The 22,471-nt window shown below is 63.4% G+C and carries 19 protein-coding genes and 1 tRNA gene; 4 read left to right on the top strand and 16 right to left on the bottom strand.

Translation table 11 applies throughout. The annotated features are described in order from the left end of the window. Nucleotides 1-79: 79 nt before the first annotated feature. Nucleotides 80-1,150 carry a glycerophosphodiester phosphodiesterase family protein gene (locus tag ACTYOL_RS21695; RefSeq protein ID WP_444757040.1) on the top strand — a complete coding sequence of 357 codons (1,071 nt, stop codon included), beginning with the start codon at nucleotides 80-82 and terminating at the stop codon, nucleotides 1,148-1,150. On the opposite strand, the gene ACTYOL_RS21690 is transcribed toward ACTYOL_RS21695, so the two are convergent. From ACTYOL_RS21690 to plsB, 6 genes are all read right to left on the bottom strand, one after another. Then, nucleotides 1,151-2,851 carry a SulP family inorganic anion transporter gene (locus tag ACTYOL_RS21690; RefSeq protein WP_197891929.1) on the bottom strand — a complete coding sequence of 567 codons (1,701 nt, stop codon included), beginning with the start codon at nucleotides 2,849-2,851 and terminating at the stop codon, nucleotides 1,151-1,153. It lies immediately after the preceding gene. A 203-nt stretch (nucleotides 2,852-3,054) separates the two neighbouring features. Continuing rightward, nucleotides 3,055-3,128: transfer RNA gene (locus ACTYOL_RS21685), tRNA-Gly, on the bottom strand. 111 nt (nucleotides 3,129-3,239) lie between these two features. Further along, nucleotides 3,240-4,121 carry an alpha/beta fold hydrolase gene (locus ACTYOL_RS21680; protein ID WP_054894471.1) on the bottom strand — a complete coding sequence of 294 codons (882 nt, stop codon included), beginning with the start codon at nucleotides 4,119-4,121 and terminating at the stop codon, nucleotides 3,240-3,242. 452 nt (nucleotides 4,122-4,573) lie between these two features. Continuing rightward, entirely contained in the window at nucleotides 4,574-5,260 is a 687-nt protein-coding gene (locus tag ACTYOL_RS21675) for a DUF4197 domain-containing protein (RefSeq protein WP_054894470.1), read from the bottom strand. A gap of 33 nt (nucleotides 5,261-5,293) precedes the next feature. Further along, entirely contained in the window at nucleotides 5,294-5,692 is a 399-nt protein-coding gene (locus tag ACTYOL_RS21670; protein ID WP_054894469.1) for a YbaY family lipoprotein, read from the bottom strand. Nucleotides 5,693-5,886: 194 nt separating this feature from the next. Further along, nucleotides 5,887-8,373, bottom strand: coding sequence for a glycerol-3-phosphate 1-O-acyltransferase PlsB (plsB, locus tag ACTYOL_RS21665; RefSeq protein WP_444757039.1), 2,487 nt, complete (start codon nucleotides 8,371-8,373; stop codon nucleotides 5,887-5,889). A 231-nt stretch (nucleotides 8,374-8,604) separates the two neighbouring features. On the opposite strand from plsB, the gene ACTYOL_RS21660 reads away from it, so the two are divergent. Continuing rightward, entirely contained in the window at nucleotides 8,605-8,814 is a 210-nt protein-coding gene (locus ACTYOL_RS21660; protein WP_065862298.1) for a cold-shock protein, read from the top strand. A 64-nt stretch (nucleotides 8,815-8,878) separates the two neighbouring features. Here the strand turns inward: ACTYOL_RS21660 and ACTYOL_RS21655 are convergent, their stop codons facing one another. The 4 genes from ACTYOL_RS21655 to ACTYOL_RS21640 all read right to left on the bottom strand — a co-directional run bounded on the left by ACTYOL_RS21655 (nucleotide 8,879) and on the right by ACTYOL_RS21640 (nucleotide 14,031). Beyond that, nucleotides 8,879-9,256, bottom strand: a complete 378-nt coding sequence (locus tag ACTYOL_RS21655; protein ID WP_054894467.1) for a hypothetical protein — start codon at nucleotides 9,254-9,256, stop codon at nucleotides 8,879-8,881. Nucleotides 9,257-9,275: 19 nt separating this feature from the next. Next, on the bottom strand, nucleotides 9,276-10,088 hold the full coding sequence (locus ACTYOL_RS21650; protein WP_197890550.1) for a putative RNA methyltransferase: 813 nt from the start codon (nucleotides 10,086-10,088) through the stop codon (nucleotides 9,276-9,278). Further along, on the bottom strand, nucleotides 10,088-11,239 hold the full coding sequence (gene dapE, locus ACTYOL_RS21645) for a succinyl-diaminopimelate desuccinylase (RefSeq protein WP_197890552.1): 1,152 nt from the start codon (nucleotides 11,237-11,239) through the stop codon (nucleotides 10,088-10,090). Before dapE ends, ACTYOL_RS21650 begins: the two co-directional genes overlap by 1 nt. A gap of 200 nt (nucleotides 11,240-11,439) precedes the next feature. Then, nucleotides 11,440-14,031, bottom strand: a complete 2,592-nt coding sequence (locus ACTYOL_RS21640; RefSeq protein ID WP_444757038.1) for a glycosyltransferase — start codon at nucleotides 14,029-14,031, stop codon at nucleotides 11,440-11,442. Nucleotides 14,032-14,247: 216 nt separating this feature from the next. Here ACTYOL_RS21640 and tcdA point away from each other — a divergent pair, with 216 nt between their 5' ends. Next, nucleotides 14,248-15,057, top strand: coding sequence for a tRNA cyclic N6-threonylcarbamoyladenosine(37) synthase TcdA (gene tcdA / locus ACTYOL_RS21635; RefSeq protein WP_197890556.1), 810 nt, complete (start codon nucleotides 14,248-14,250; stop codon nucleotides 15,055-15,057). Nucleotides 15,058-15,130: 73 nt separating this feature from the next. Here the strand turns inward: tcdA and ACTYOL_RS21630 are convergent, their stop codons facing one another. From ACTYOL_RS21630 to ACTYOL_RS21615, 4 genes are all read right to left on the bottom strand, one after another. Then, nucleotides 15,131-15,541: a SufE family protein gene (locus tag ACTYOL_RS21630; RefSeq protein ID WP_200603608.1), complete on the bottom strand. Its 411-nt coding sequence runs from the start codon at nucleotides 15,539-15,541 to the stop codon at nucleotides 15,131-15,133. Continuing rightward, nucleotides 15,538-16,743, bottom strand: coding sequence for a cysteine desulfurase (locus ACTYOL_RS21625; RefSeq protein WP_444757037.1), 1,206 nt, complete (start codon nucleotides 16,741-16,743; stop codon nucleotides 15,538-15,540). The genes ACTYOL_RS21630 and ACTYOL_RS21625 overlap by 4 nt, the downstream gene beginning before the upstream one ends. A 121-nt stretch (nucleotides 16,744-16,864) precedes the next feature. After that, on the bottom strand, nucleotides 16,865-17,899 hold the full coding sequence (dapD, locus tag ACTYOL_RS21620; RefSeq protein WP_153773130.1) for a 2,3,4,5-tetrahydropyridine-2,6-dicarboxylate N-succinyltransferase: 1,035 nt from the start codon (nucleotides 17,897-17,899) through the stop codon (nucleotides 16,865-16,867). A gap of 36 nt (nucleotides 17,900-17,935) precedes the next feature. Beyond that, the gene (locus tag ACTYOL_RS21615; RefSeq protein WP_054891086.1) at nucleotides 17,936-18,283 is read right to left on the bottom strand and encodes an ArsC family reductase; all 348 of its coding nucleotides are present in this window, start codon (nucleotides 18,281-18,283) and stop codon (nucleotides 17,936-17,938) included. Between the two features lie 282 nt (nucleotides 18,284-18,565). Here ACTYOL_RS21615 and ACTYOL_RS21610 point away from each other — a divergent pair, with 282 nt between their 5' ends. Next, nucleotides 18,566-20,212 (top strand): Na+/H+ antiporter, encoded by a 1,647-nt coding sequence (locus ACTYOL_RS21610; RefSeq protein WP_054891085.1) that lies wholly within the window; start codon nucleotides 18,566-18,568, stop codon nucleotides 20,210-20,212. Between the two features lie 2 nt (nucleotides 20,213-20,214). Here the strand turns inward: ACTYOL_RS21610 and ACTYOL_RS21605 are convergent, their stop codons facing one another. Both ACTYOL_RS21605 and dapC read right to left on the bottom strand, forming a co-directional pair. After that, entirely contained in the window at nucleotides 20,215-20,952 is a 738-nt protein-coding gene (locus ACTYOL_RS21605) for a M12 family metallopeptidase (RefSeq protein ID WP_444757036.1), read from the bottom strand. 304 nt (nucleotides 20,953-21,256) lie between these two features. Further along, entirely contained in the window at nucleotides 21,257-22,453 is a 1,197-nt protein-coding gene (gene dapC / locus ACTYOL_RS21600) for a succinyldiaminopimelate transaminase (RefSeq protein ID WP_444757035.1), read from the bottom strand. Nucleotides 22,454-22,471 lie beyond the last annotated feature (18 nt).

Here is a 22,471-nt window from a genome sequence, read left to right as displayed (position 1 = left end):
AAGCTGTGAGAGGCTTGCGTCTCCAAGGAATCAGCTGCGCAGCTTCCCTTCTGAACGCGCAGCCCAAGAGGATCGATGAATGCGTATACCTGCTCTTCCGGCAATGGGCCTGGCCCTGCTCCTTTGCGCGATGAACGCTGCCGCCAGCGATGGCCCCTCCCTGGCCAAGGCCCAGCATGTCCCCCATCCGGCGGTGATCGCCCACCGCGGCGCCTCCTTCGATGCCCCCGAATCGACGCGAGCGGCCTATCTGCTGGCCCGTGAGCTTGGCGCCGACTACCTGGAGCTCGACCTGCAGCGCACCCGCGACAACGTGCTGGTGGTGGTGCATGACGATGTGCTGGCGCGTACCAGCGATGTGGCCGAGCGCTTCCCCGAGCGGGCGAAGAGCCCGGTCAGCGATTTCACCCTCGCCGAGTTGAAGTCGCTCGATGCCGGCAGCTGGTTCAACAAGGCCTATCCGGATCGTGCCCGTGAATCGTTCGGCAAGCTGCAGATCCTGACGCTGGACGAAGTGATCGATATCGCCGAAGGCAACCCCGAGCGCCATCCGGGGCTGTACATCGAGACCAAGGTGCCCAAGCAGTTTCCGGGCATCGAGAAGCAGCTCAAGGAAAAACTCAAGGCTCGCGGCTGGCTCGACAAGCCGGGCCGGGTGATCCTGCAGACGTTCGATCGCAACAGCCTGGCGCTGCTGCACCAGCAGATGCCACAGGTGCCGAAGATCCTGCTGCTGTGGATCGGCAAGGACAGCATCGAGCCGAAGTCGGGCAAGGATTTTGCCGATTCCGCTGAACAGGACAAGGCCGCGTTCTATGCCCGCCAGGAACCGAAGGATCGTGAGGAATTCCTCCGTTGGCTGGATGCGGCCAAGGCCGGTGGCGCCATCGGTACGGGGCCTTCGGCGGTGCGCAGCAATCTGGGCGAGCAGAGCTATGCCGACCTGATCAAGCCATGGATGAACCAGGCCAGCCATGAGCGCGGCTTGCTGGTGCACGTGTACACCCTCGATGAGCGCGTGGACTTCGACAAGGCGATGAAGGCGGGGGTGGATGGCATCTTCACCAACCGGGCCGGGGAACTGCTGCGTTTTTATGGGCGTGCGCAGGTACCGGCCGAGGCGCAGTTGCTGAAGGTGCTGGGTTACTGATCACACGTTTTGCGCTGTGCTGCGCTCCCTGTTACGCCACACCCGATAGGCGCGGATACCGGCGCGGACCGAGCCGAACAGCAGCTTGTCTTCCATCTCCCGCGCCATCCCCGAGCGCACCAGCATGCGCAGGAAGGTGCCGCGGGCGCGGGCGATGGCGAAGTGCACGCCCTGCGCTTGCAAGGTGTCGCGCACTTCGCGCAGGGCGGCGATGCCGCTGACGTCGATGCTGGTCACGGCCTCGGCATCGAACAGCACAGCCTTGGGCTCGGTCTCGCGCTGCAGGGCTTCGAGCAGGCGCATCTTGAAGTAGTCGGCGTTGAAGAACAGGATCGCGTCATCGAAGCGGTACACCACCAGGCCAGGTACCGTGCGCGCGTCCTGGTGCTGGCGTACGTCGACCTGGCCTTCGATACCCGGTACCCAGCCGAGCACGGCATCGGTGGGTTGGTAGATGGTGTAGAGCAGACGCAGGATGGCCAGGGTCACGGCAAAGACGATGCCTGGCAGCACGCCCAGGCCAAGCACGCCGATGGTGGTCAGCAGGCACAGCCAGAACTCGAAGCGGCTCAGGCGCCGGATCTTGCCCAGGGACTTCACGTCGATCAGACCCCAACCGGCCATCAACAGCACGGCGCCCAGGGCGGCCTGGGGGATCCAGGCCATGGGAGCGGTGAAGAACAGCAGGATCAGCGCGATCACCAGCGCGGCAATGATGCCCACCAACTGGCTCTTGCCACCGACCATGTCGTTGACCGCGGTGCGCGAGTCCGCGCCGCTGATGGCGAAGCCCTGGGAGATGCCTGCGGCCAGGTTGCTCACACCCAGGGCGACGAACTCGTGGTTGGCATTGATCGCGTAGCCATGCCGCGCGGCGAAACTGCGCGCGGTGAGCATGGCGCTGCAGAAGCTGACCGTGGCGATACCCAGCGCGTCGCGCAGCAGGCTCTTGGTTTCGGCCAGGTTGCTCTGGGGCCAGGCCAGCTCCGGGATGCCCGCAGGCACTGGGCCGAGGATCGCTACGCCGAATCGGTCGAGACCGAACAGGGCTGCGAGCACGGTGAACACTGCCACAGTCACCAGTGCCGCAGGCAACCTCGGATAGCGCCTGGGCAGCCAGATCAGCAGGGCCAGGCCACCGAGGCCGATGACCAGGGTCAGCCAGTGGATCTCACCCAGGCGCTCGAGGAAATTGATCAGACTCAGCACGAAGCCATCGCCCTCGATGCGGAACCCGACCACTTTCGACAGTTGTCCGGCAATCAGGCTCAGGCCGATACCGTTGAGGTAGCCGATCAGGATCGGCCGCGAAAAGAAGCTGGCGATGAACCCGGCGCGGGCCAGGCCCGCCGCGATCAGCATCACCCCGACCAGTACCGTGACGATCACCGACAATTCGGCGATGCGCTGCGGATCGCCCATTGCCAAGGGCGCCACAGCCCCGGCGATCATTGCGCAAGTGGCGGCATCGGGGCCGACCATCAATTGCCGCGAGCTGCCGATCAGGGCGTAGACCATCATCGGCAGTACGCAGGCATACAGGCCGTACTGCGGCGGCAGGCCAACAATCTGCGCGTAGGCGATGGCGATCGGGATCTGGATCGCGGCCACCGACAGGCCCGCCTGCAGGTCGGCGTGGAACCACTCGCGACGGTAGTGCAGGAGGTTGGCCAGGCCGGGCAACCAGCGGGAGAGAAACATGGGCAGTCCCTTGGAAATGTCTCTGGGTAGAGTAGGCGATATGCACCCGAAGCCGTCTCGCTTGCAAGCGAAATCCGGCCGCGCATTCAAGCGGATCGGCAAGGGGGCGGCCATGGGCCAGATCAATGGAAGATGCAGAAACGAAAAAAGAGCCGACGGCTCTTTTTACGGGCGCTGAAACCAGGGGTTTCAGGCGAGGAATCTGGAGCGGGTAGAGGGAATCGAACCCTCAACTAAAGCTTGGGAAGCTTTCGTTTTGCCACTAAACTATACCCGCTTCGCAGCGCGACTTTTTACCAGAACCCAAGCCTCATGAGAAGCCCAGGGTTGTAAAAAAGCCTGTCGACGACCTGAACCGGCGGGTAACGGCCACAGGTCGCCGGGCCGCTCAGATGGCCAACGCATGCTGCCCCTGCACGTAGGTGTAACGTTGGCGCGGCTCGCGTGCTGGCTTGAGGAAACCCAGCATGGCATTGCGGGTATCCTCGCAGGCGGTCTTGTGTTCCATGTCGAGGAAGTGGCCGGCATCGCGAATCACGCTGAACTGGCTCTTGCCCACATGGCGGCTGAACTGCCGGGCATCCTCGACGGTGGTGTACTCGTCACGTTCGCCGTTGATGAACAGCACCGGAATATCGATGTTGCGCGCGCCCTTCAATGCCCGCTCCAGATCATGATCCAGCACCTGGTTGATGTGAAAGTGCATCTGTGCGTACTCGTGGCTGTCCAGGCTGCTTACGTGGCGGTAGTTGAAGCGCTTGAACAGCGATGGCAGGTGCTTGCCGATGGTGTCGTTGACCAGGTTGCCGACCTGATAGCGATCGCAGGCCGACAGGTACTGGCAGCCGCGCTCCAGGTAGTCGCGCATCGGATCGTTGATCACCGGCGAGAACGAACTGACGATCGCCTTCTTCACCAGGCGTGGCTGGTGCGCCAGTGCCAGCAGGGTGCACGCGCCGCCCCAGGAGAACGACATCACGTGATCGGCACGGAAGTGCTCGATCAGCTCCAGCAGAATATGCGCCTCGGTCTCTTTCGTGAGCAGACGTTCCTGGCGGTTGTGTGGCTTGGACTTGCCGGCATAGGGCTGGTCGTACAGCACCACGTTGAATTGCGGATACAGATTGCGCACCGTCTGGGCAAAAGATGCCGTGGTGGCCAGCGAGCCGTTGATCAGGACGATCGTCTTCTCTGCCGTTTCCGCGCGATAGAACTCCGTGTAAACCCGGTACTGACCTTGGATATCAAGTACAGCGATTTCTGGCCTCATGTCATCGACTCCTGGCGCAAAAAGGGCACTCGCGTCATCTAGTGGCCTGCTCAGTCGTATCGATCGCTCGACATGGCTGCGCAGAACCCTAGGGTGCACGTTCCATATGACAGGTAGGCATTCGCCTTGAAGTGAAACCGGGGGCCCAGTGCCGATCCCGGTTGTGCGGGTCGACGGGTATTGTTGTAGGCGGGCGATCTGCCGTGCCCCAAGGCATCGAGACCCTGGGTGGCCAGCAAAAGGCGTCTTGGACTCCATGAGTGACCGATGAGTCACATGAAGACTGACGAATTGGATTCAAGCAGCCGTGCGCGGATCGTGCAAGTGCCGCCTGGGGGATCTTTTGCGCAAAACCGCCGGATGGTCGTTCTGGCGGCGCCCATGGGCGTGGGCTGGGGTGGCATCGCGGGCGTTTGCCCGCGATGCACGTTCAGGCAGTGACGTTGGGCGAATCAGAGTGCGCCGAACACTTTCTTGGCCAGGCTGGTCGCGGCCTGTGCCGGGTTCTGGCGGATGCTCTGTTCTTGCTTGGCAATCATTTCGAACAGCCCATCCAGGGCCTTTTCGGTCACATAGTTCTCGATATTGGCGTCGTCCTTGATCAGGCCCAGCCCCTTGGCCTGGCCGGCGAAGCTGTTGTACTGCTGGGCCAGACCGACCTTGTCGGTAGCCTGCTTGACGATCGGCAGGAACTTGGCGCGAATCTGCTCGCGGCTGCTCTTGTTCAGGTACTGGGTGGCCGAATCCTCACCACCGCTGAGGATGCCCTTGGCATCGGTGACGGTCATCTTTTTCACCGCATCCACGAGAATCGCCTGGGCTTGTGGCACGGCAGCCTCAGCAGCCTTGTTCATGCTGTTTTCCAGGGCATCGACCTGATCGCCCTTGCCAAACATCTTCATCGCTTTGGCGGCCTTGCCCAGGTTGCCGGGCAGTTCGATGCGTACGTCAGGGTTATTGTTGAAGCCCCCTGGGGTGCTCAACTGCTTGACGGCAATCTGCGCGCCCTGAGTCAGGGCGTCCTTGAGGCCGCCGGAGGCGTCGCTCTGGGACAGGTCGCCAAGCGACAGGGCCAGGGCGCTGGCCGACAACAGCAAGCCGGCGCACAGGGTGGTGAAGCGCAAGGAGGAGCGAATCATGGAGACTTCCTTATGGGCAGAAATGAAGCGGGATCAGCGCACCTGATCGACTTTGATCCGCACAGGTTGCGGGTCGCTGCCGTCGAGTCGGACGCCGTGGTGTTCGGTGTTGATGAACAGCAACTTGCCATCGAGCTCGATACGCGCGCTGACGGCGTAGCGATGACCCGGTTGGACCTTGGCCGGGTCGTAGCTGAGCTGGAACGGCAGTGGCACGTTGCCTTTGACCGGACCTGACTGGCTGGCCAGGGTGACGGCCGGGGCGTCCATCAGCGAGACATCCTGCAGGCTCACGCTGAGCGTAGCGGCGGGCGGCAGGGCAATGCGCTGCAGGTAGAAGACTTCGCCTTCCAGGCTGGCCTGGTGGGACGGGGTATGGCTGGAGCAGGCTGTGAGCAGGGTGGCACAGCACAGCGTGAGAAGTTTTTTCATGGAATCTCCGCAGTCCTTGGCGTGGGCTTGTGGCCGACCACTGGGACTTTAGCGCAATGGCGGGTGGGGAAGGAAATCTGTCCGGTGCTCAGCGCCATGCCCGGAACATTTGCCGCGTTGGTCTTTTCGCTGGCAAGCCCGCTCCTACAAAATCTTGCAGGGGTGGGCTTGCCTGCGAAAAGGCCAACCCTGGATCAGGCGATAGCCTGTTCTCCGGTGTCGTCCCTATGCAGCGCCACCTGCCGGATCGACAAGCGCAGCTCCGCCGACAGCACGCGCTTGGCGACGCCTTCGGCCAGCTCGGCGAGTTTGTCGTGGTAGCCAAGCTTGCCATTGCCATCGGGCAGCAGCACGCCTTCACGCACCAGGGTCTGGATGAAGTGGCGGAACAGGGTCTTGTCGAAGAACTCCGGGGCATTGAGCCCATGCAGGATCGACAGGCGCTGGGCCATCATCACGCACAGGTCTTCCAGTTCTTCGGCGTTCAGGCTGTGCTGGCCACTGTTGAGCAGCAGCGAAGTGGCCATGTAGAAACGCTGTAGCGTCTGGGTGATGGCGCGGGCCAACAGGGTGAGCAGCACGAACTGGCGCGAGCTGGGCGCCGGACGCAGGTACACGCCGTTCTCGAAGCGCAGCAGGCCTTGTTCGACCAGTGCGCTCAGCCATTGGTCGATGGCCTCGTCGAGTTGCTCCGGTGTCCAGCGCAGGAACAATTCGGCCTGCAGGTACGGGTAAAGCGCCTGTACATATTGCCCCACCAGTTCGCGACTCATCCGCGAGCTGCTGAGGAAGAAACTGGCGAGCAGCGCCGGCAGGGCGAAGATGTGCAGGACGTTGTTGCGGTAATAGGTCATCAGCACCGCATTGGCTTCGTCCAGGTAGAGGATACGCCCCAGGGCGTCCTTCTGTTCGGCCAGCAACTCCATGCCCCTGACATGTTCGATCAGCGCCTTGCCGTCGCCTTCGGGCAGGGTCACGTGGCTTGAGTAGGGCACCTGGCGCAGCAGGGCCAGGTAGAGGTCGAGCACACGAATCAGGGCGCGCTCGTCGAGCGCCAGGCGGCTGGTCGAGAGCAGCGCGAGGGCTACCAGGTTGACCGGGTTGATGGCTGCCGCACCGTTCAGGTGTTGGGCCACCGTCTGGCCCAGGCGTGTAGTGGTGTCGTTGAGCCAGGCCGGGCGGAACTGCGGGGCAAGGTCTTGCTCGCGCCAGCCAGGTTGCTGCTGGTCCAGGAACGCGCCCAGGCGGATCGGTTCGCCGAAGTTGACATAGACCTGGCCGAAGCGTTGCTTGAGGGCGCCGATGACCTTGAAGATGTCGAAAATCGACTCTTTCTTCTTGCTCGCACCACGCAGCTCTCCCAGGTAGGTGCGGCCTTCGAGTACGCGTTCATAGCCGATATAGACCGGCACGAAGACGATTGGCGTGCGCGAGGAGCGCAGGAAGCTGCGCAGGGTGATCGCCAGCATGCCCGGGCGTGGCTGCAGCATGCGCCCGGTGCGCGAGCGTCCGCCCTCGACGAAGTACTCCACCGGGAAACCCTTGGTGAACAAGGTGTGCAGGTACTCGTTGAACACTGCGGTGTACAACGGGTTACCCTTGAACGTCCGGCGCATGAAGAACGCACCACCGCGGCGCAACAGGCCGCCGATCACCGGCATGTTGAGGTTGATGCCGGCGGCGATGTGCGGCGGCGTCAGGCCATTGCGGAACAACAGGTACGACAGCAGCAGGTAGTCGATGTGGCTGCGATGGCACGGCACGTAGATCACTTCGTGGCCCGGAGCGATGCCTTGCACCTGTTCGATGTGGTTGACCTTGATGCCGTCGTAGATCTTGTTCCAGAACCAGCTCAGCACCACTTCCAGGAAACGGATCGCGGTGTAGGTGTAGTCCGAGGCGATCTCGTTGCCGTAGTGCAACGCCTTGGCCTCGGCCTTGGCGTAAGGGATCTTCTCGCGCTCGGCTTCATCGCTGATCGCCTGGCGTACCAGCGGGTCATGGACCAGGCCCTTGACCAGGTTGCGTCGGTGCGAGATGTCCGGCCCGATCACTGCGGTCTTGAGGTTGCGAAAATGCACGCGCAGCAGGCGCTGGGCCATGCGCACGGTACGCTCCTGGCCCTTGTTGTGCTGCACCAGTTCACGCAGGTGGATCGGCGCGGAGAACTGCACGCGGGTCTTGCGGCCGAGGATCAACACACTGAGCAGCCGGCGCAGACGGCCGGTGACTGCCCAGCTGTCGGCGAACAACAGTTTCCACGGGCTGGATTCGCTGGCCGGGGTCTGCCCCCAGAACACGCTGACCGGAATGATTTGCGCATCCTCTTCGGCATGCTCGCCAATGGCCGCGATCAGGCGCTCCAGGGTGGGGGGCGCGCCGCGTTTGTCCTGGCGGCCTAGCCAGTCCGGGTCTGGGGTGAGGTAGAAGAACGCCGCAGGTTCGTGCAGCGGCCCAACGGCAACGGGCAACACGGGGCGTGGCAGCCCCGCTTTGGTGCATTCGCGGTCGACCACCGCCAGGTCAGTGAGCGACGGCGAGGGCAAGGCATAGAACACCGGGCGGCAGCGGTCGAGCTTGAGCGTCAGCGAAGACTGATTGATGGTTTCGGATCGCACCCACAGATAGAGCACGCGACGCAGGGCGCCGAAGATCAGGCGGCGCAGGGGGGAACGGGTCATGGGGTGTCTGCCCTGGAAAATGTATCAGGTGATATACCAGCAAGTTAGGCTGCTGTATCTGCATAAGTTCAGCAAAAATCGGCCATCCACGGGCCAGTCATCAAATTTTTTTGTTCTCTGTCATATACTCGGTCCGCACCTTGCAGGAAATTTCCTCAAGCAGTGTCGGCACAGGGAGGAGACCCTGTGCCTGCAAGGCGATCTTCAAAATAAAAATCCGGAGTGTTTCAGATGTCGTCTCGTGAGACTGGGAATGTGAAGTGGTTCAACGATGCCAAGGGTTTTGGCTTCATTCAGCGCGACGGGGGAGCGGATGTGTTCGTCCACTATCGTGCGATCCGCGGTGAGGGGCATCGTACCCTGGTCGAGGGACAGCAGGTCGAGTACTCCCTGGTGCAGGGCCAGAAAGGCCTGCAGGCAGAGGACGTGGTCGGTCTCTGACACGTAGTCGGCACGCTTCAAGCTGCAGGTTGTCCGTGGAACTTGCAGCCTGATGCGAGCTTTTTCAGCTGGTGCGCCAGGTGATTTCCTCTTCACCGTCGGCGCTGATGCGGATCCAGCGATCGGCATCCTCTTCACCATCTTCCTCGACCCAACTGCCCGGCGCGCAGCGCACTTCGACATTGAGCGCAGCGAAGGCGGCGCGGGCGCAAGCGACATCATCGGCCCACGGCGTCTGATCGCTTTCCAGGTACAGGCTGTTCCATTTCCCTACAGCCTTGGGTAACCAGGTGACCGGAATGTTACCGGCTGTGCACTTGAAGGTCTGGCCTTTCTGTTTCCATTCGCTGCATGGGCCCAAGGCCTGGGTCAGCCAGTCGGCGATCTGCTTGTGATCGACGTCGGCGTCCTTGAGGTAGATCTCGATATCGGGTTGGCGCATTTCAGGGCTCCGGGTGTGCTCAGTCTTGGCGCACGAAATAGTCATAACGCATGGAAACCGTGACGTCGAACGGCTCAGGCTGCTCGATCACGCTGGCACGTTTCTCGGCGCTGGCGCGCCAGCCGTGCGGGGTCATCGCCAGCAGGTCCGCGCGGGCCTTGCCTTCGCGCAGTGTCAGGGTGAACTCGAGCACCTCGCCGTGGGCGTGCTGCATGCCGTCCGGGACCAAGGCCAGGTGCTTGTCGTCGGCGTAGGGGCGCACTTCATCGTAGAGCATCTGGCGCAACTCCATCAGGTGGCCGCTGGTCGGTCCGACCCGCATCAGGCCGCCACCTGGGGCGAGCAGGCGCTTGGCTTCTGCCCAGTCCAGCGGGCTGAAGACACTGGCGATGAAGTTGCAACTGGCGTCCGCCATCGGCACTCGAGCCATGCTGGCGACCATCCAGGTCAACTGCGGCGCGCGGCGGCAGGCGCGCTTGACTGCCTCGCGGGAGATGTCCAGCGCATAGCCGTCTGCCGTTGGCAGCGCCTGGGCGATCTGCGCGGTGTAATAGCCCTCGCCGCAGCCGATGTCGAGCCACGTTGCAGGCTGGCGCTCGGCGGCCAGTTGCGCCAGGCGCGCGGCTACCGGAGCGTAGTGACCGGCGTCGAGGAAGTCGCGGCGGGCCTCGACCATCGCTTGATTGTCGCCCGGGTCGCGGCTGTTCTTGTGCTGTACTGGCAGCAGGTTCAGGTAGCCTTGGCGGGCGCGGTCGAAGCGGTGGCCGGCAGGGCAGGCCACGCCGTTGTCGAGCTGCGCCAGGGGCGCCTGGCAGAGGGGGCAGGCAAGCATCAGGCGAGCAACCGCACCAGGGTTTGGTAGTAGATTTCGGTCAGCAGGTCCAGGTCGCTGGCCAGGATGCGCTCGTCCACCTGGTGGATGGTGGCGTTGACCGGACCCAGTTCGACCACCTGGGTGCCCATGGTGGCGATGAAGCGGCCATCGGAGGTGCCGCCGCTGGTGGACGGCTGGGTGTCGCGACCGGTGACGGCCTTGATGCTCGATGACACCGCATCGAGCAGCTCACCCGGTTCGGTGAGGAACGGCAGGCCCGACAGCGCCCAGTCGATCGACCAGTCCAACTGGTGCTTGTCGAGGATCGTCGCGACCCGATGCTGCAGGCCTTCGACGGTCGACTCGGTGGAGAAGCGGAAGTTGAACAGCGCGGTCAGGTCGCCCGGGACCACATTGGTGGCGCCGGTGCCGGAGTTGAGGTTGGAGATCTGGAAGCTGGTCGGCGGGAAGAAGGCATTGCCCTCGTCCCAGTGTTCGGCGGCAAGTTCTGCCAGGGCCGGTGCGGCCAGGTGGATCGGGTTGCGGGCCAGGTGCGGGTAGGCCACGTGACCCTGCTTGCCGCGCACGGTCAGCTTGGCGCCGAGCGAGCCGCGACGGCCGTTCTTGACCACGTCCCCGAGCAGCGTGGTGCTCGACGGCTCGCCGACGATGCACCAGTCCAGGCGCTCGTTGCGGGCCTTGAGCAATTCGACCACCGCTTTGGTGCCGTGATGCGCTGGACCTTCCTCGTCACTGGTGATGAGGAAAGCCACCTTGCCGCGGTGATTGGGGTAATCGTTCACGAAGCGCTCACTGGCGATCACCATCGAGGCCAGGCTGCCTTTCATGTCGGCAGCACCGCGGCCGCAGAGCATGCCGTCGGCGTCGATCAGCGCGTCGAAAGGCTCATGCTGCCATTGCTGCACGGGGCCGGTGGGCACCACGTCGGTGTGACCGGCGAAGCACAGCACCGGGCCGTCCTGGTTGCCATGGGTGGCCCAGAAGTTGTCGACGTCCTCGAAGCGCATCGGCTCGAGCTGGAAGCCGACGGCACCCAGGCGGTTCATCATCTGGGTCTGGCAGTCGGCATCGACCGGCGTCACCGAGGGGCGACGGATCAGGTCGCAGGCCAGTTGAAGGGTGGGCGAGAGCTCGGCTGGGGCCGTCATGGGGGACTCCGGGGCAAGGCAAGGCGGGAAATCTTGGGGGCGTTATCTTATATCAAATGATTTCAGGCTTCACGGCCCATTCGCCAGCAAGTCGCAGCGGTGGTTCGCCCCTGCCAGCCCATGCACGGTCCACAGCACCGGTGCGGTACCTGTAGGAGCGGGCTTGCCCGCGAATGGGCTGCCAAGCAGCCCCCGCTACATCAGGCCTGCTGCGGTTCGGCGGCCTTTTCTCCAGGCTTGGGCAGCGACGACAGCAACGCCATCACCAATGCCGCCAGATATGGCAGCGACTGCACCAGCAGCATCGCTACCCAGAAACGCATGTCGGAACTGGGCAGCCCTTGCACCAGGTAGATCCCAGCCGCTGCGCTCCACAACAGCAACATGATGAACAGTTCTTCGCGTGCCTCGGAGATCGCCACCAGCACGCCATGGCTGTCGGCGTTCTTCGGGGTGCGGAAGAACGGCATGCTGCTGGTGAAGAAGCCGTACAGCACCGCCTTGGCGATAGTGTGCGACAACGCCAGGCCCGCCAGGGCGGCGGCGAAGGCATCCTTCATGTTGACCCCCACCGCACGGCGGTAGAGGAAGACGATCTTGCCGACCTTGAAGAAGAACAGCGCCAGCGGCGGGATGGCAAAGATCATCAGCGGTGGATCGACGCGATGCGGCACGATGATCATCGCCGCCGACCACAACAGTGCGCCGACGGTGAAGAAAATGTTCATGCCATCGGCGATCCATGGCAGCCAGCCAGCCAGGAAGTGGTAGCGCTGGCCACGGGTCAGCTCGCTGTTCCTGCCGCGCAGCAGGGCGCCGGCGTGGTGCTTGATGATTTGGATCGCACCATAGGCCCAGCGGAAGCGCTGTTTCTTGAAGTCGATGAAGGTGTCGGGCATCAGGCCCTTGCCATAGCTGTTGTGAGCGTAGGCAGCCGACAGCCCCTTCTCGAACACTCGCAGGCCCAGCTCGGCATCCTCGCAAATGCACCATTCGGCCCAGCCCAGCTCTTCGAGCACGCTGCGGCGGGTCATGGTCATGGTGCCATGCTGGATGATCGCGTCACGGTCGTTGCGGGTGACCATGCCGATGTGGAAGAAGCCCTTGTACTCGCTGTAGCAGAGCTTCTTGAAGGCGCTCTCGTGCTGGTCGCGGTAGTCCTGCGGCGACTGCACCACGGCGATCTTCGGGTCGGCGAAGTGCGGCACCATGTGCTTGAGCCAGTTGCGGTCGACGCAGTAGTCCGAGTCGATCACCGCGATCACCTCGGCGTCTTTGGCGGTGTGCGGGATCAGGTAATTCAGTGCGCCGCCCTTGAAGCCCGCCAGCGGGGCCACATGGAAGAACCTGAAGCGCTCGCCGAGTTTCTCGCAGTGGGCCTTGAGCGGCTCCCACACGGCCGGGTCCTTGGTGTTGTTGTCGATCACCAATACTTCGTAGTCTGGATAGTCCAGGGCGGCGAGGGCGTCGAGGGTCTGTTTCACCATCTCCGGTGGCTCGTTGTAGCACGGCACGTGCACCGAGACCTTGGGCCGGTACGCAGCGTCGCCCTGCACCGGCAGGAACTCGCGTCGTCGCTTGTGAATCCATACGGCCTCGGCCAGCTCGTGGGCCTCGGTGAGCAAGACGATGAACACGCCGATGGCGCCGAGGGCCAGAAGCAAGCCTACGGTCAGGCTGAACCAGGTGCTGTACTGCTGGCTGTAGTCGTAGGCGATCCACACCAGCACCGACCCGCAGAGGAAGGTGATGAAGGTCAGGAAGGTGCGTCCGCGTTGGCGCAGGGCCGAGCCGTCGATCAGCAGCACGGTCAGGGCGATCATCGCCAGCACCACCGAAGCCACGGCCAGGGCTCGCCATTGTGGAATGGCAACCACCGGCCCTTCGAAGTTGAATTTCTGCTGGCGTTCGGCGTTGAACACACCCCAGTAGGCGCCCACCGAGCCTTCGTCGCTGGCTTTCCAGGGTTGGTCGTAGGCTTCGATCACGAAGTAGTTGAAGCCGCGGCGGTTCAAGGTGTTGACCAGGGTGCGCAGGTAGATTGCCTGGTCAGCCTGGGTCGCATCGGCACCGCCGCGCATGCGGCCATTGCTCGGCCAGCCCACTTCCGACAGCAGCAAGGGTTTGCGCGGGAACTGGCGCTTGAGGTCGCGGGCGCGGTCGAGCACGAACTGGATCGAGTCGCCCACCGGCACGAACTCCCAGTAAGGCAGGATGTGCGCGGCGATCAGGTCGACGTGCTTGGCCAGTTCTGGATGCTCTTTCCAGATGTGCCATTGCTCACTGGTGGTAACGGGGACTTTGACTGCGGCCCGTACGCGGTCCAGGTACTTGATCAGTGCCTCTGGCGTGATTTCTTCGCGGAACAGTGCTTCGTTGCCCACCACCACTCGCACCACGCTGCGCGAGCTGTTGGCCAGGCCGATGGCTTTTTCGATCTCGCGCTCGTTGCGCTCCAGGTCGGTACTGATCCAGATGCCCAGGGTCACACGCAGGCCCAGCTCCTCGGCCAGGTGCGGAATTTCCGCCTGGGTGCCTTCGACGGTGTAGATACGGATGCTGTCGGTGAGCTTGCTGAGTTGCTCCAGATCCTGGCGCATCTCGTCTTCGCTGGGGTACTGGCCCTTTTGCGGGCTTTCACCGAGACGGAAGGGCGAGTAGGAAAAGCCGGAGATCTGTTCTGGCCAGGCAGGGGCCGACACCGGGCGGTTGACCAGCGCCCAGAAGCCGGTGAACAGCGCGGCAATGGCCAGCACCACCACCAGGTTGAGACCGAATTTGCGTGATGACATAGGTGATTCAGTTTCCGAGGAAGGGGCGGGAAGCTTGCGCCGTGGGTCCCGCTCTGTTGTCGTCCAGATCTGCTTGTTTGGTAAGACATTAAAGCAGGATTGGTAGGCTGTTTCCTAATGAACGCGCGCTGCGCGAAGAGCCCCCTCGTGTCGACAAAGCCTCACCGGTCTGTCCGCTTGGCATATAATGCGCGCCGGTTTTTTCGGGGTATCAACATGAGCACAGAAGATCCACGCTTTGCCGGTGTCGCCCGGCTGTACGGCGATGACGGCCTGCAACGTCTGCATCAGGCCCACGTGGCGGTTGTTGGCATCGGCGGTGTGGGTTCTTGGGCGGCGGAAGCCCTGGCGCGTAGTGGCGTGGGCGAAATCAGCCTGTTCGATCTGGACGATGTCTGCGTCAGCAACACCAATCGCCAGGCCCATGCACTGGAAGGGCAGGTGGGGCGCTCGAAGGTCGAGGTCATGGCCGAGCGCCTGCGCGCGATCAACCCGGCCTGCACCGTGCATGCGGTGGCTGACTTCGTCACCCGTGACACCATGCTCGAATACATCACCGAGTCGCTGGATTGTGTGATCGACTGCATCGACAGCGTGCAGGCCAAGGCCGCGCTGATCGCCTGGTGCCGCCGACGCAAGATTGCGATTGTTACCACAGGTGGTGCGGGCGGCCAGATCGATCCGACCCAGATCCAGATTGGCGACCTCAACAAGACCTTCAACGACCCACTGGCGTCGCGGGTACGTTCCACCTTGCGCCGGGACTACAACTTCTCGCGCAATGTCAGCCGTAATTACGGGGTGCCCTGTGTGTTCTCCAGCGAGCAACTGCGCTACCCCAAGGGCGATGGCAGTGTTTGCTTGCAGAAGAGCTTCGTGGGGGAAGGCGTGCGCCTGGATTGTTCGGGGGGCTTCGGCGCGGTGATGATGGTCACCGCTACCTTCGGCATGGTGGCGGTGAGCAAGGCTGTGGAGAAGCTGGTGGCGGGGGCGCGGCGGCCCTCGGAGCGGGTCAAGGCGCAATAAGCGCGCGGGCTTCTTCGCGGGTAAACCCGCTCCCACAGGGGCTGGATTTATCCGCGAAGCACGTGCTGCCGTCTCAAGGGTTGGTCACCAACTCCGTCATCCGCAACAACACCGCATGCAGCCCATTGCTGCGTGAAGGCGAAAGCTGCCGCTCCAGCCCCAGTTGTGTGAACCACTCACGCAGGTCCAACCCGGCCAACGCTTCGCTGTCCAGCCCCTGTACCCGCACCAGCAGCAGCGCCAGTAGACCGCGCAGCAGCCGGGCATCACTGGTGGCCTTGAAGCGCCACTGTCCGTCGACCTGGCCAGCCACCAACCAGACCAGGCTTTCGCAGCCATGCACGCGGTTGGCGTCGGTCTTGTCAGACTCGTGCAGTGGCTCCAGGCGATCGCCTATCTGCATCAACAGCCGTGCGCGCTGTTCCCAGCCTTTTGCCTGGGTGAAGGTGTCCAGTGCCTGCTGGGCGTCGGCAGGCAGGCTCACCGCAGCAGCTCCAGGCCCTGGTCGAGCGCATCGAAGAAGCGCTGCAGGTCGTCGCTGTCGTTGTACAGCCCCAGCGAAACGCGGATCGCGCCTTCCAGCCCCAGTCCCTTGAGCAATGGCATCGCGCAATGATGGCCGGCGCGCACTGCGATCCCTTGTTCGGTCATTAGGTGGGCGATATCGGCGTTGTGCACGCCATCGATGACGAAACTGGCCAGTGCGCTCTGTGGGGTGCCGAGCATGCGCACGCCTTCGCGGTCAGCCAGGCCGCGCACCAGGTGCTGGTGCAGGCTGGCTTCGTGGGCTGCCACGGCCGCAGGATCGAGGCTGGCAAGGTAATCGAGGGTCGCGCCCAGGCCGATGACACTGGCGATCGGCGGCGTGCCCGCCTCGAAGCCCAGTGGCGCGGGACGAAAGCTTGCCTCATGGTAGTCGGCCAGTTGCACCATCTCGCCGCCGAACTGCCAGTGGCGCAGCCGTGCCAGGGCCTCCGTGCGGCCATAGAGCGCGCCAACCCCATCCGGGCCATATAGCTTGTGGCTGGAAAATACGTAGAAATCGCAGCCCAGCTGCTGCACGTCGTGGCGGCCATGAACCACGCCCTGGGCGCCATCGACCACGCTCAGAGCGCCTTGGGCGCGGGCATGAGCGAGCAGCGCAGGCAATGGCTGCCAGGTGCCGAGCACGTTGGACAGTTGGCTCAGCGCTACCAGGCGGGTACGTGGGCCGATCAGTTGCAGGGCCTGGTCGAGGTCGATCCGGCCATGTTCGTCCAGCGGCAGCACTACCAGGCGCAGATTGCGGCGCCGCGCCAATTGTTGCCAGGGCAGCAGGTTGGCGTGGTGCTCCAGCGCGCTGACGGCGATTTCGTCGCCGGCTTCGAAGCCATGCTCCAGCCCGTATGCCAGCAGGTTGAGCGCCGAGGTGGCGCCGTGGGTGAAGATGATCTCCCGGGAGTCAGCGGCGTTGAGCCAGGCAGCAACCTTGTCGCGGCTGGTCTCGAATGCCTGGGTCGCCAGCGCGCCAGGCAAGTGCTGGGCGCGGTGCACATTGGCTGCACCATGGCTGTAGTAGTGGCTCAGGGCGTCAAGCAGGGCTTGGGGTTTCTGCGTTGTGGCGGCGCTGTCCAGGTAGGTCTGGTGCTGCCGTTGCAGGGCGGTGATGGCGGGAAAGTCGGCACGCCAGGGGGAGGGCTGGAACATGATCGCGGGGCCTGGAATGAAAATCGGGTCTGGCGTGGTGCCAGACCCGATCTTAACATCTCAGACGCCGAGAGTCCGCTGATCGCGGGCAAGCCCGCTTCTACAGAGGCCTGCAAGGTTCTCAGTTGTGTGCGTGCAGCGCCTCGTTCAGCTCGATGGCCGACTTGTGGGTCTTGCACTCGACTGCGCCGTTGAGCGAGTTGCGACGGAACAGCAGGTCGGTCTGGCCGGCCAGGTCACGGGCCTTGACCACCTTGACCAGCTCATTGTGCTCGTCGAGCAGGTTCACCTTGGTGCCAGCGGTGATGTAAAGGCCGGCTTCGACAGTGTTGCGGTCGCCCAGCGGGATACCGATACCAGCGTTGGCGCCGATCAGGCAGCCTTCGCCAACCTTGATGACGATGTTGCCGCCACCGGACAGGGTGCCCATGGTCGAGCAACCACCGCCCAGGTCCGAGCCCTTGCCGACGAACACGCCTGCCGAGACACGGCCTTCGATCATGCCCGGGCCTTCGGTGCCAGCGTTAAAGTTGACGAAGCCTTCGTGCATGATGGTGGTGCCTTCGCCGATATAGGCGCCCAGGCGCACGCGGGCGGTGTCGGCGATACGCACGCCGCTCGGGACCACGTAGTCGGTCATCTTCGGGAACTTGTCCACCGAGAACACTTCCAGCAGTTCGCCCTTCAGGCGTGCTTCCAGTTGCTGCTCGGCCAGTTCGGCCAGGTCGATGGCACCCTGGTTGGTCCAGGCCACGTTCGGCAGCAGCGGGAAGATGCCGGCCAGGGAAACGCCGTGCGGCTTGACCAGACGGTGCGACAACAGGTGCAGCTTGAGGTAGGCCTCGGGGGTTGAGGTCAGCGCGCCGTCTTCGGCGAGCAGGGTGGCGACCAGCGGCTTGTGGCTTTCGGCCAGGCGGGTCAGCAATGCGTGCTGGACGGCATCCACGCCCTTGACCGCGTCGGCGAGCTGGGCGGCCTGGGCCGGGCTGAAGGCGATCGCCTGGTTGCCGCCTTCGTAACCGAGGATCGGAGCGACGGCCGCGACCAGCTCGGTGGACGGGTTGAGCAGGGGCTGAGCGTAGAAGACTTCCAGCCAGGTGCCCTGGCGGTTCTGGGTGCCGACACCGAAGGCCAGGCTGAACAGAGTGGTGGACATGCAATTACCTCGTGCGAAATAGGGTGTGGAGCGGAATCAGGCCAGTGCCGCGGCGTACAGGTCGGGCTTGAAGCCCACCAGGGTGCGGTCACCCAGATCGAGCACCGGGCGCTTGATCATCGACGGTTGAGCCAGCATCAGCTCGATGGCCTTTGCCTGGTTCAGGTCAGCCTTGCTGGCCTCGTCGAGCTTGCGGAAGGTGGTGCCGGCGCGGTTCAGCACGACTTCCCAGCCGTGCTCGTCGCACCAGCGCTCGAGGCTGTCACGGTCGATGCCTTGGGTCTTGTAGTCGTGGAACGCGTAACCGATGGCCTGTTCTTCAAGCCAGGTGCGGGCCTTTTTCATGGTGTCGCAGGCTTTGATGCCGTAGAGAGTGTAAGCCATTGAATGCCTGGGGCTGCCGGGCCGGACCTGGCGTCCCCGATACTCCTTGAAGAATGGGTGGGGCGATTATGCGGTATCGATGGGCCTGGCGCCACGGCTTGCTGTCCGGCTAGGCGATCGATCTGTATCACGACCTCTCAGGTAGCATTGTGTTACACATTGCTGGGTAGCGTTCGACCATGGTTCAGCGGTGCATCATCACCGCTCGCCGCTAACATATTGTTTCAAGGGCGAAGTCTGGCCCTTTTTTTCGTGTCTGCTTTCATACAGGAAGTCTTGCCAATGCAGTCAGCCTATACCGTTCTTATCCTGCTGATGCTGGTGAGCCTTTCCAAGCTGGTCGGACGCATGGTGCCGCTGCCCTTGCCGCTGGTGCAGATCGCGGCCGGCGCGCTGCTGGCCTGGCCCACGCTTGGGCTGCATGTGGCCCTCGATCCCGAGCTGTTCCTGTTTCTGTTCCTGCCGCCGCTGCTGTTCGCCGATGGCTGGCGCATCCCCAAGCGTGAGCTCTGGCGCATTCGTGGCCCGGTGGTGGCCTTGGCCGTGGGGTTGGTGCTGTTCACCGTGGTGGGAGCGGGGTACTTCATTCACTGGATCCTGCCAAGCATTCCACTGCCGGTAGCGTTCGCCCTGGCCGCGGTGCTCTCGCCCACTGATGCGGTGGCGGTTTCGGCGATTACCCAGGATCGCCTGCCAACCCCCTTGATGCACATGCTCCAGGGCGAAGCACTGATGAACGATGCTTCGGGCCTGGTGACGTTCAAGTTCGCGTTGGCAGCTGCCATTACCGGGGTATTCTCGTTGACCGATGCCAGCCTGACGTTCGTGCTGGTAGCCATCGGCGGGCTTGCGGTTGGCGTGGGTCTTAGCTGGCTGGTGGGGCGCCTGCGTGCCTGGATGATCGCCCGGGGCTGGGACGATCCGGCGACGCATGTGGTGTTCATGCTGCTGTTGCCGTTTGCCGCCTACGTACTGGCCGAACGACTAGGTGTCTCGGGCATTCTCTCTGCGGTGGCGGCAGGGATGATGCAGAGCTGGCTCGACCTGTTGCCGCGCCAGACCAGCACGCGCCTGCTCAACCGCAGCGTCTGGTCGCTGCTGGAGTTCGCCTTCAATGGTCTGATCTTCCTGCTGCTGGGCTTGCAATTACCCGACATCATCAAGGCAGTTGTCAGCCACGAAACGTCGTTGTGGCCGACCCTGGCCTGGCGTTGCCTCGATGTGGTGGCGATCTTCGTGGCGTTGGTGCTGCTGCGGTTCGTCTGGGTACAGAGCGTGTGGCGCGCTATCGGCGTGGTGCGCCGCTGGCGCGGTAAGTCGGCGTTGGTGCTGATGCCCAGCGCACGTTCGTGCTGGTTGTTGACCCTTGGCGGTGTGCGGGGGGCTGTGACCTTGGCGGGTGTGATGTCGGTGCCCTTGCTGATCGGGGCCGGCCAGGCGTTCCCGGAGCGTGATCTGCTGATCTTCATTGCCGCCGGGGTGATCCTGCTGTCGCTGATCAGTGCCTGCATCGCCCTGCCGATCCTGTTGCGCGGGGTGACCAAGAGCCCGGACGAGCGCCTGCACCAGGAGGTGCAGGAAGCCTGGAGGCGTACTGCAGAAGCGGCCATCCATGCCTTGGAGGCCGAGGAGGTCGTCGATGCCAATGCCCCGCAGGATGCCGCCCAGGCGACGCTGGCGACCGAGCTGAAGGCGCGCCTGATGGCAGAGTACCGGGACGAGCTGGACAGCTACAACGACAGCGCCGAAGCGCGTGCATTGGCCGAGCAGATGGATCTTCTGGAGCGCCGCCTGCGCCTGCGCGCATTGCGTGCGCAGCGGTTGGAGCTCTACAGCCTGCACCGCCAGCACCTGGTGGGGGATGAAGTCGTGCGCCAGGTGCTGGGGGAGTTGGACATGAGCGAGGCGAACCTGGGGCAGGTTCGTTAGCGTCAGTCGTGCGGGTAGGCCAGGCGCATCAGGTCGATGTCTTTCGCACTGAGCTCTGTGTTCTGGCCTATCTCGGAATTATCCAAGGTCATCCAGGCCGCAATCGGGTAATGCATTATGGATAGCGGATCGTACTGGGTTTTGATCAGTCCGCTGTCGGGCCGTTTGTTCAGGTATTGCTCCCTGACGTCTTGCTCTGACCAGCCAGCCGCACGCTTGTGAGCTTCGATTAGCAACGGCTCGTTCCAGGGGATGCTGGCATCGGGGTGCAGATGTTCATGTTCGAACCCCAGCGCATGGCCGAACTCGTGTAACACGGTGGATTCGAATGTTTCATCCCCCGGTATGACATTCAGCGCCATGGTGTCGTCTTCATAAGCCAGTGCATCGGTGCCGATGTCTGATTCGTTGTGCTCTGCATGCTTGCCTGTGAGGATCCTGATCTGGGCATGTTTGTCATCATCCTCTGATAGATCAAGCGTCAGGTTGGCGTCGGAAAGTTCCACCCACTGGCAACCCAGTTCGAAGACCGACATCTTGAGCTTTCTGTCCGGAGCACCGAGAAACGAGACCCACAAAGTACGACCGGGTGCCCATAGTCGGCCGGTCTGTATCAGTCCGCGCTTTTTTCGACCGCCGTTGCTCTGGCCTCTGTTGTGGGGGTTCTCGGTAACGGCCAGATCATGGGAAAGCTGCTGCTCGGTGCGCTGACGGCAGCGGGGTGGGGAGGGTGTATGCATCGGAGAGTTCCTGGTGTGGTTGGAAACTCAGGATGATCTACGACGGATCAAGCTACGTAGCATTACATAAGTCTGTGCGGTGACATGCGTTCAGGCATCCCCGCGCCCGGGTGCTCATGCTCATGATCATGCCCGGGGCATGACCGAACTCGAGATTTGCATGCTCCAGCCATTGGCAGGCGACCTTCAGGATATCGCTCAGCTCCTTGGTCGGGAGCGAACAATGTGCCGGTGCAGGGGCGAGGGGCCGGTGGATAGTTGCCTCGGGGCTGACATCGACGCCAGCCCCGAGACGAGGGGCATTTCAGCGCCCTGCGAGGAACCCGCGAATCCGCTCGGCCGCCTCGATACACTCGGCCAGCGGCGCAACCAGCGCCATGCGCACGCGTCCGGCTCCGGGATTGACGCCATCCACTTCACGCGACAGGTACGAGCCAGGCACCACGGTCACGTGTTCGGCCTCGAACAGGTCGCGGGTAAAGTCGGTGTCGCTGCCCGGCACCTTGGCCCACAGGTAGAAGCTGCCATCCGGGCGCTGTACATCCATCACGGGCTGCAGGATCTCGAGCACGGCGTCATATTTGGCGCGGTACTGATCGCGGTTCGCCCGCACATGGGCCTCGTCCTGCCAGGCGGCCACGCTGGCCAGTTGCGTCTGCACCGGCATGGCGCAACCGTGGTAGGTGCGGTACAGCAGGAATGGCTTGATGATCCTGGCGTCGCCCGCGACGAAGCCTGAGCGCAGGCCCGGCAGGTTGGAGCGCTTGGACAGGCTGTGGAACACCACGCAGCGCGCAAAATCGCTGCGGCCGAGTTCGGCGCAGGCGCTCAGCAGGCCAGGCGGCGGGGCGTCTTCGTCGAAGTACAGCTCGCTGTAGCACTCGTCGGCGGCGATCACGAAATCGTGCTCGTCGGCCAGGGCGATCAGTTTTTTCAGGGTGTCCATCGGCACCAGCGCGCCAGTGGGGTTGCCTGGGGAGCACAGGAACAGGATCTGGCAACGTTTCCAGATCTCGGCAGGTACCGCGTCGAAATCCGGATTGAAACCGTTGCTTTCCAGGCATGGCAGGTAGTGCGGGGTGGCGCCGGCCAGCAGCGCCGCGCCCTCGTAGATCTGGTAGAACGGGTTGGGGCTGACGACCAGGCCGTCATCGGCGCGGTTGACCACTGTTTGAGTGAAGGCGAACAGCGCTTCGCGGGTGCCGTTGACCGGCAGGATGTGCTGGTCGGCATCGAGCCAGCCGGCGGGTACGCCGAAGCGGCGCTCGCACCACTGACCGATGGCCTGGCGCAGGGCCGGCAGGCCGAGTGTGCTGGGGTAGACCGCCAATTTGTCGAGGTTGTCGGCCAGGGCCTTGGCGACGAACGCCGGGGATTCGTGCTTCGGCTCACCGATCGACAGGGCAATGGCGCGTTTGTCCGCGGCAGGCTTCACGCTGCCGAGCAGGGCGCGGAGCTTTTCGAAGGGGTAGGGCTGAAGCTGGGTCAAGGCATGGTTCATCGGCGCAAGGTCTCGTAA

The organism is Pseudomonas sp. A014 (assembly GCF_052378495.1).
In the GTDB taxonomy this organism is placed as follows: domain Bacteria; phylum Pseudomonadota; class Gammaproteobacteria; order Pseudomonadales; family Pseudomonadaceae; genus Aquipseudomonas; species Aquipseudomonas machongensis.
Note: the sequence above shows the minus strand (reverse complement) of the source record. Positions and strands in the feature narration are given on the sequence as shown.

Coding starts and splice junctions, on each gene's coding strand:
- ACTYOL_RS21695 (WP_444757040.1), top strand. CDS start 80: ATGCGTATACCTGCTCTTCCGGCAATGGGCCTGGCCCTGCTCCTTTGC.
- ACTYOL_RS21690 (WP_197891929.1), bottom strand. CDS start 2,851: ATGTTTCTCTCCCGCTGGTTGCCCGGCCTGGCCAACCTCCTGCACTAC.
- ACTYOL_RS21680 (WP_054894471.1), bottom strand. CDS start 4,121: ATGAGGCCAGAAATCGCTGTACTTGATATCCAAGGTCAGTACCGGGTT.
- ACTYOL_RS21675 (WP_054894470.1), bottom strand. CDS start 5,260: ATGATTCGCTCCTCCTTGCGCTTCACCACCCTGTGCGCCGGCTTGCTG.
- ACTYOL_RS21670 (WP_054894469.1), bottom strand. CDS start 5,692: ATGAAAAAACTTCTCACGCTGTGCTGTGCCACCCTGCTCACAGCCTGC.
- plsB (WP_444757039.1), bottom strand. CDS start 8,373: ATGACCCGTTCCCCCCTGCGCCGCCTGATCTTCGGCGCCCTGCGTCGC.
- ACTYOL_RS21660 (WP_065862298.1), top strand. CDS start 8,605: ATGTCGTCTCGTGAGACTGGGAATGTGAAGTGGTTCAACGATGCCAAG.
- ACTYOL_RS21655 (WP_054894467.1), bottom strand. CDS start 9,256: ATGCGCCAACCCGATATCGAGATCTACCTCAAGGACGCCGACGTCGAT.
- ACTYOL_RS21650 (WP_197890550.1), bottom strand. CDS start 10,088: ATGCTTGCCTGCCCCCTCTGCCAGGCGCCCCTGGCGCAGCTCGACAAC.
- dapE (WP_197890552.1), bottom strand. CDS start 11,239: ATGACGGCCCCAGCCGAGCTCTCGCCCACCCTTCAACTGGCCTGCGAC.
- ACTYOL_RS21640 (WP_444757038.1), bottom strand. CDS start 14,031: ATGTCATCACGCAAATTCGGTCTCAACCTGGTGGTGGTGCTGGCCATT.
- tcdA (WP_197890556.1), top strand. CDS start 14,248: ATGAGCACAGAAGATCCACGCTTTGCCGGTGTCGCCCGGCTGTACGGC.
- ACTYOL_RS21625 (WP_444757037.1), bottom strand. CDS start 16,743: ATGTTCCAGCCCTCCCCCTGGCGTGCCGACTTTCCCGCCATCACCGCC.
- dapD (WP_153773130.1), bottom strand. CDS start 17,899: ATGTCCACCACTCTGTTCAGCCTGGCCTTCGGTGTCGGCACCCAGAAC.
- ACTYOL_RS21615 (WP_054891086.1), bottom strand. CDS start 18,283: ATGGCTTACACTCTCTACGGCATCAAAGCCTGCGACACCATGAAAAAG.
- ACTYOL_RS21610 (WP_054891085.1), top strand. CDS start 18,566: ATGCAGTCAGCCTATACCGTTCTTATCCTGCTGATGCTGGTGAGCCTT.
- ACTYOL_RS21605 (WP_444757036.1), bottom strand. CDS start 20,952: ATGCATACACCCTCCCCACCCCGCTGCCGTCAGCGCACCGAGCAGCAG.
- dapC (WP_444757035.1), bottom strand. CDS start 22,453: ATGAACCATGCCTTGACCCAGCTTCAGCCCTACCCCTTCGAAAAGCTC.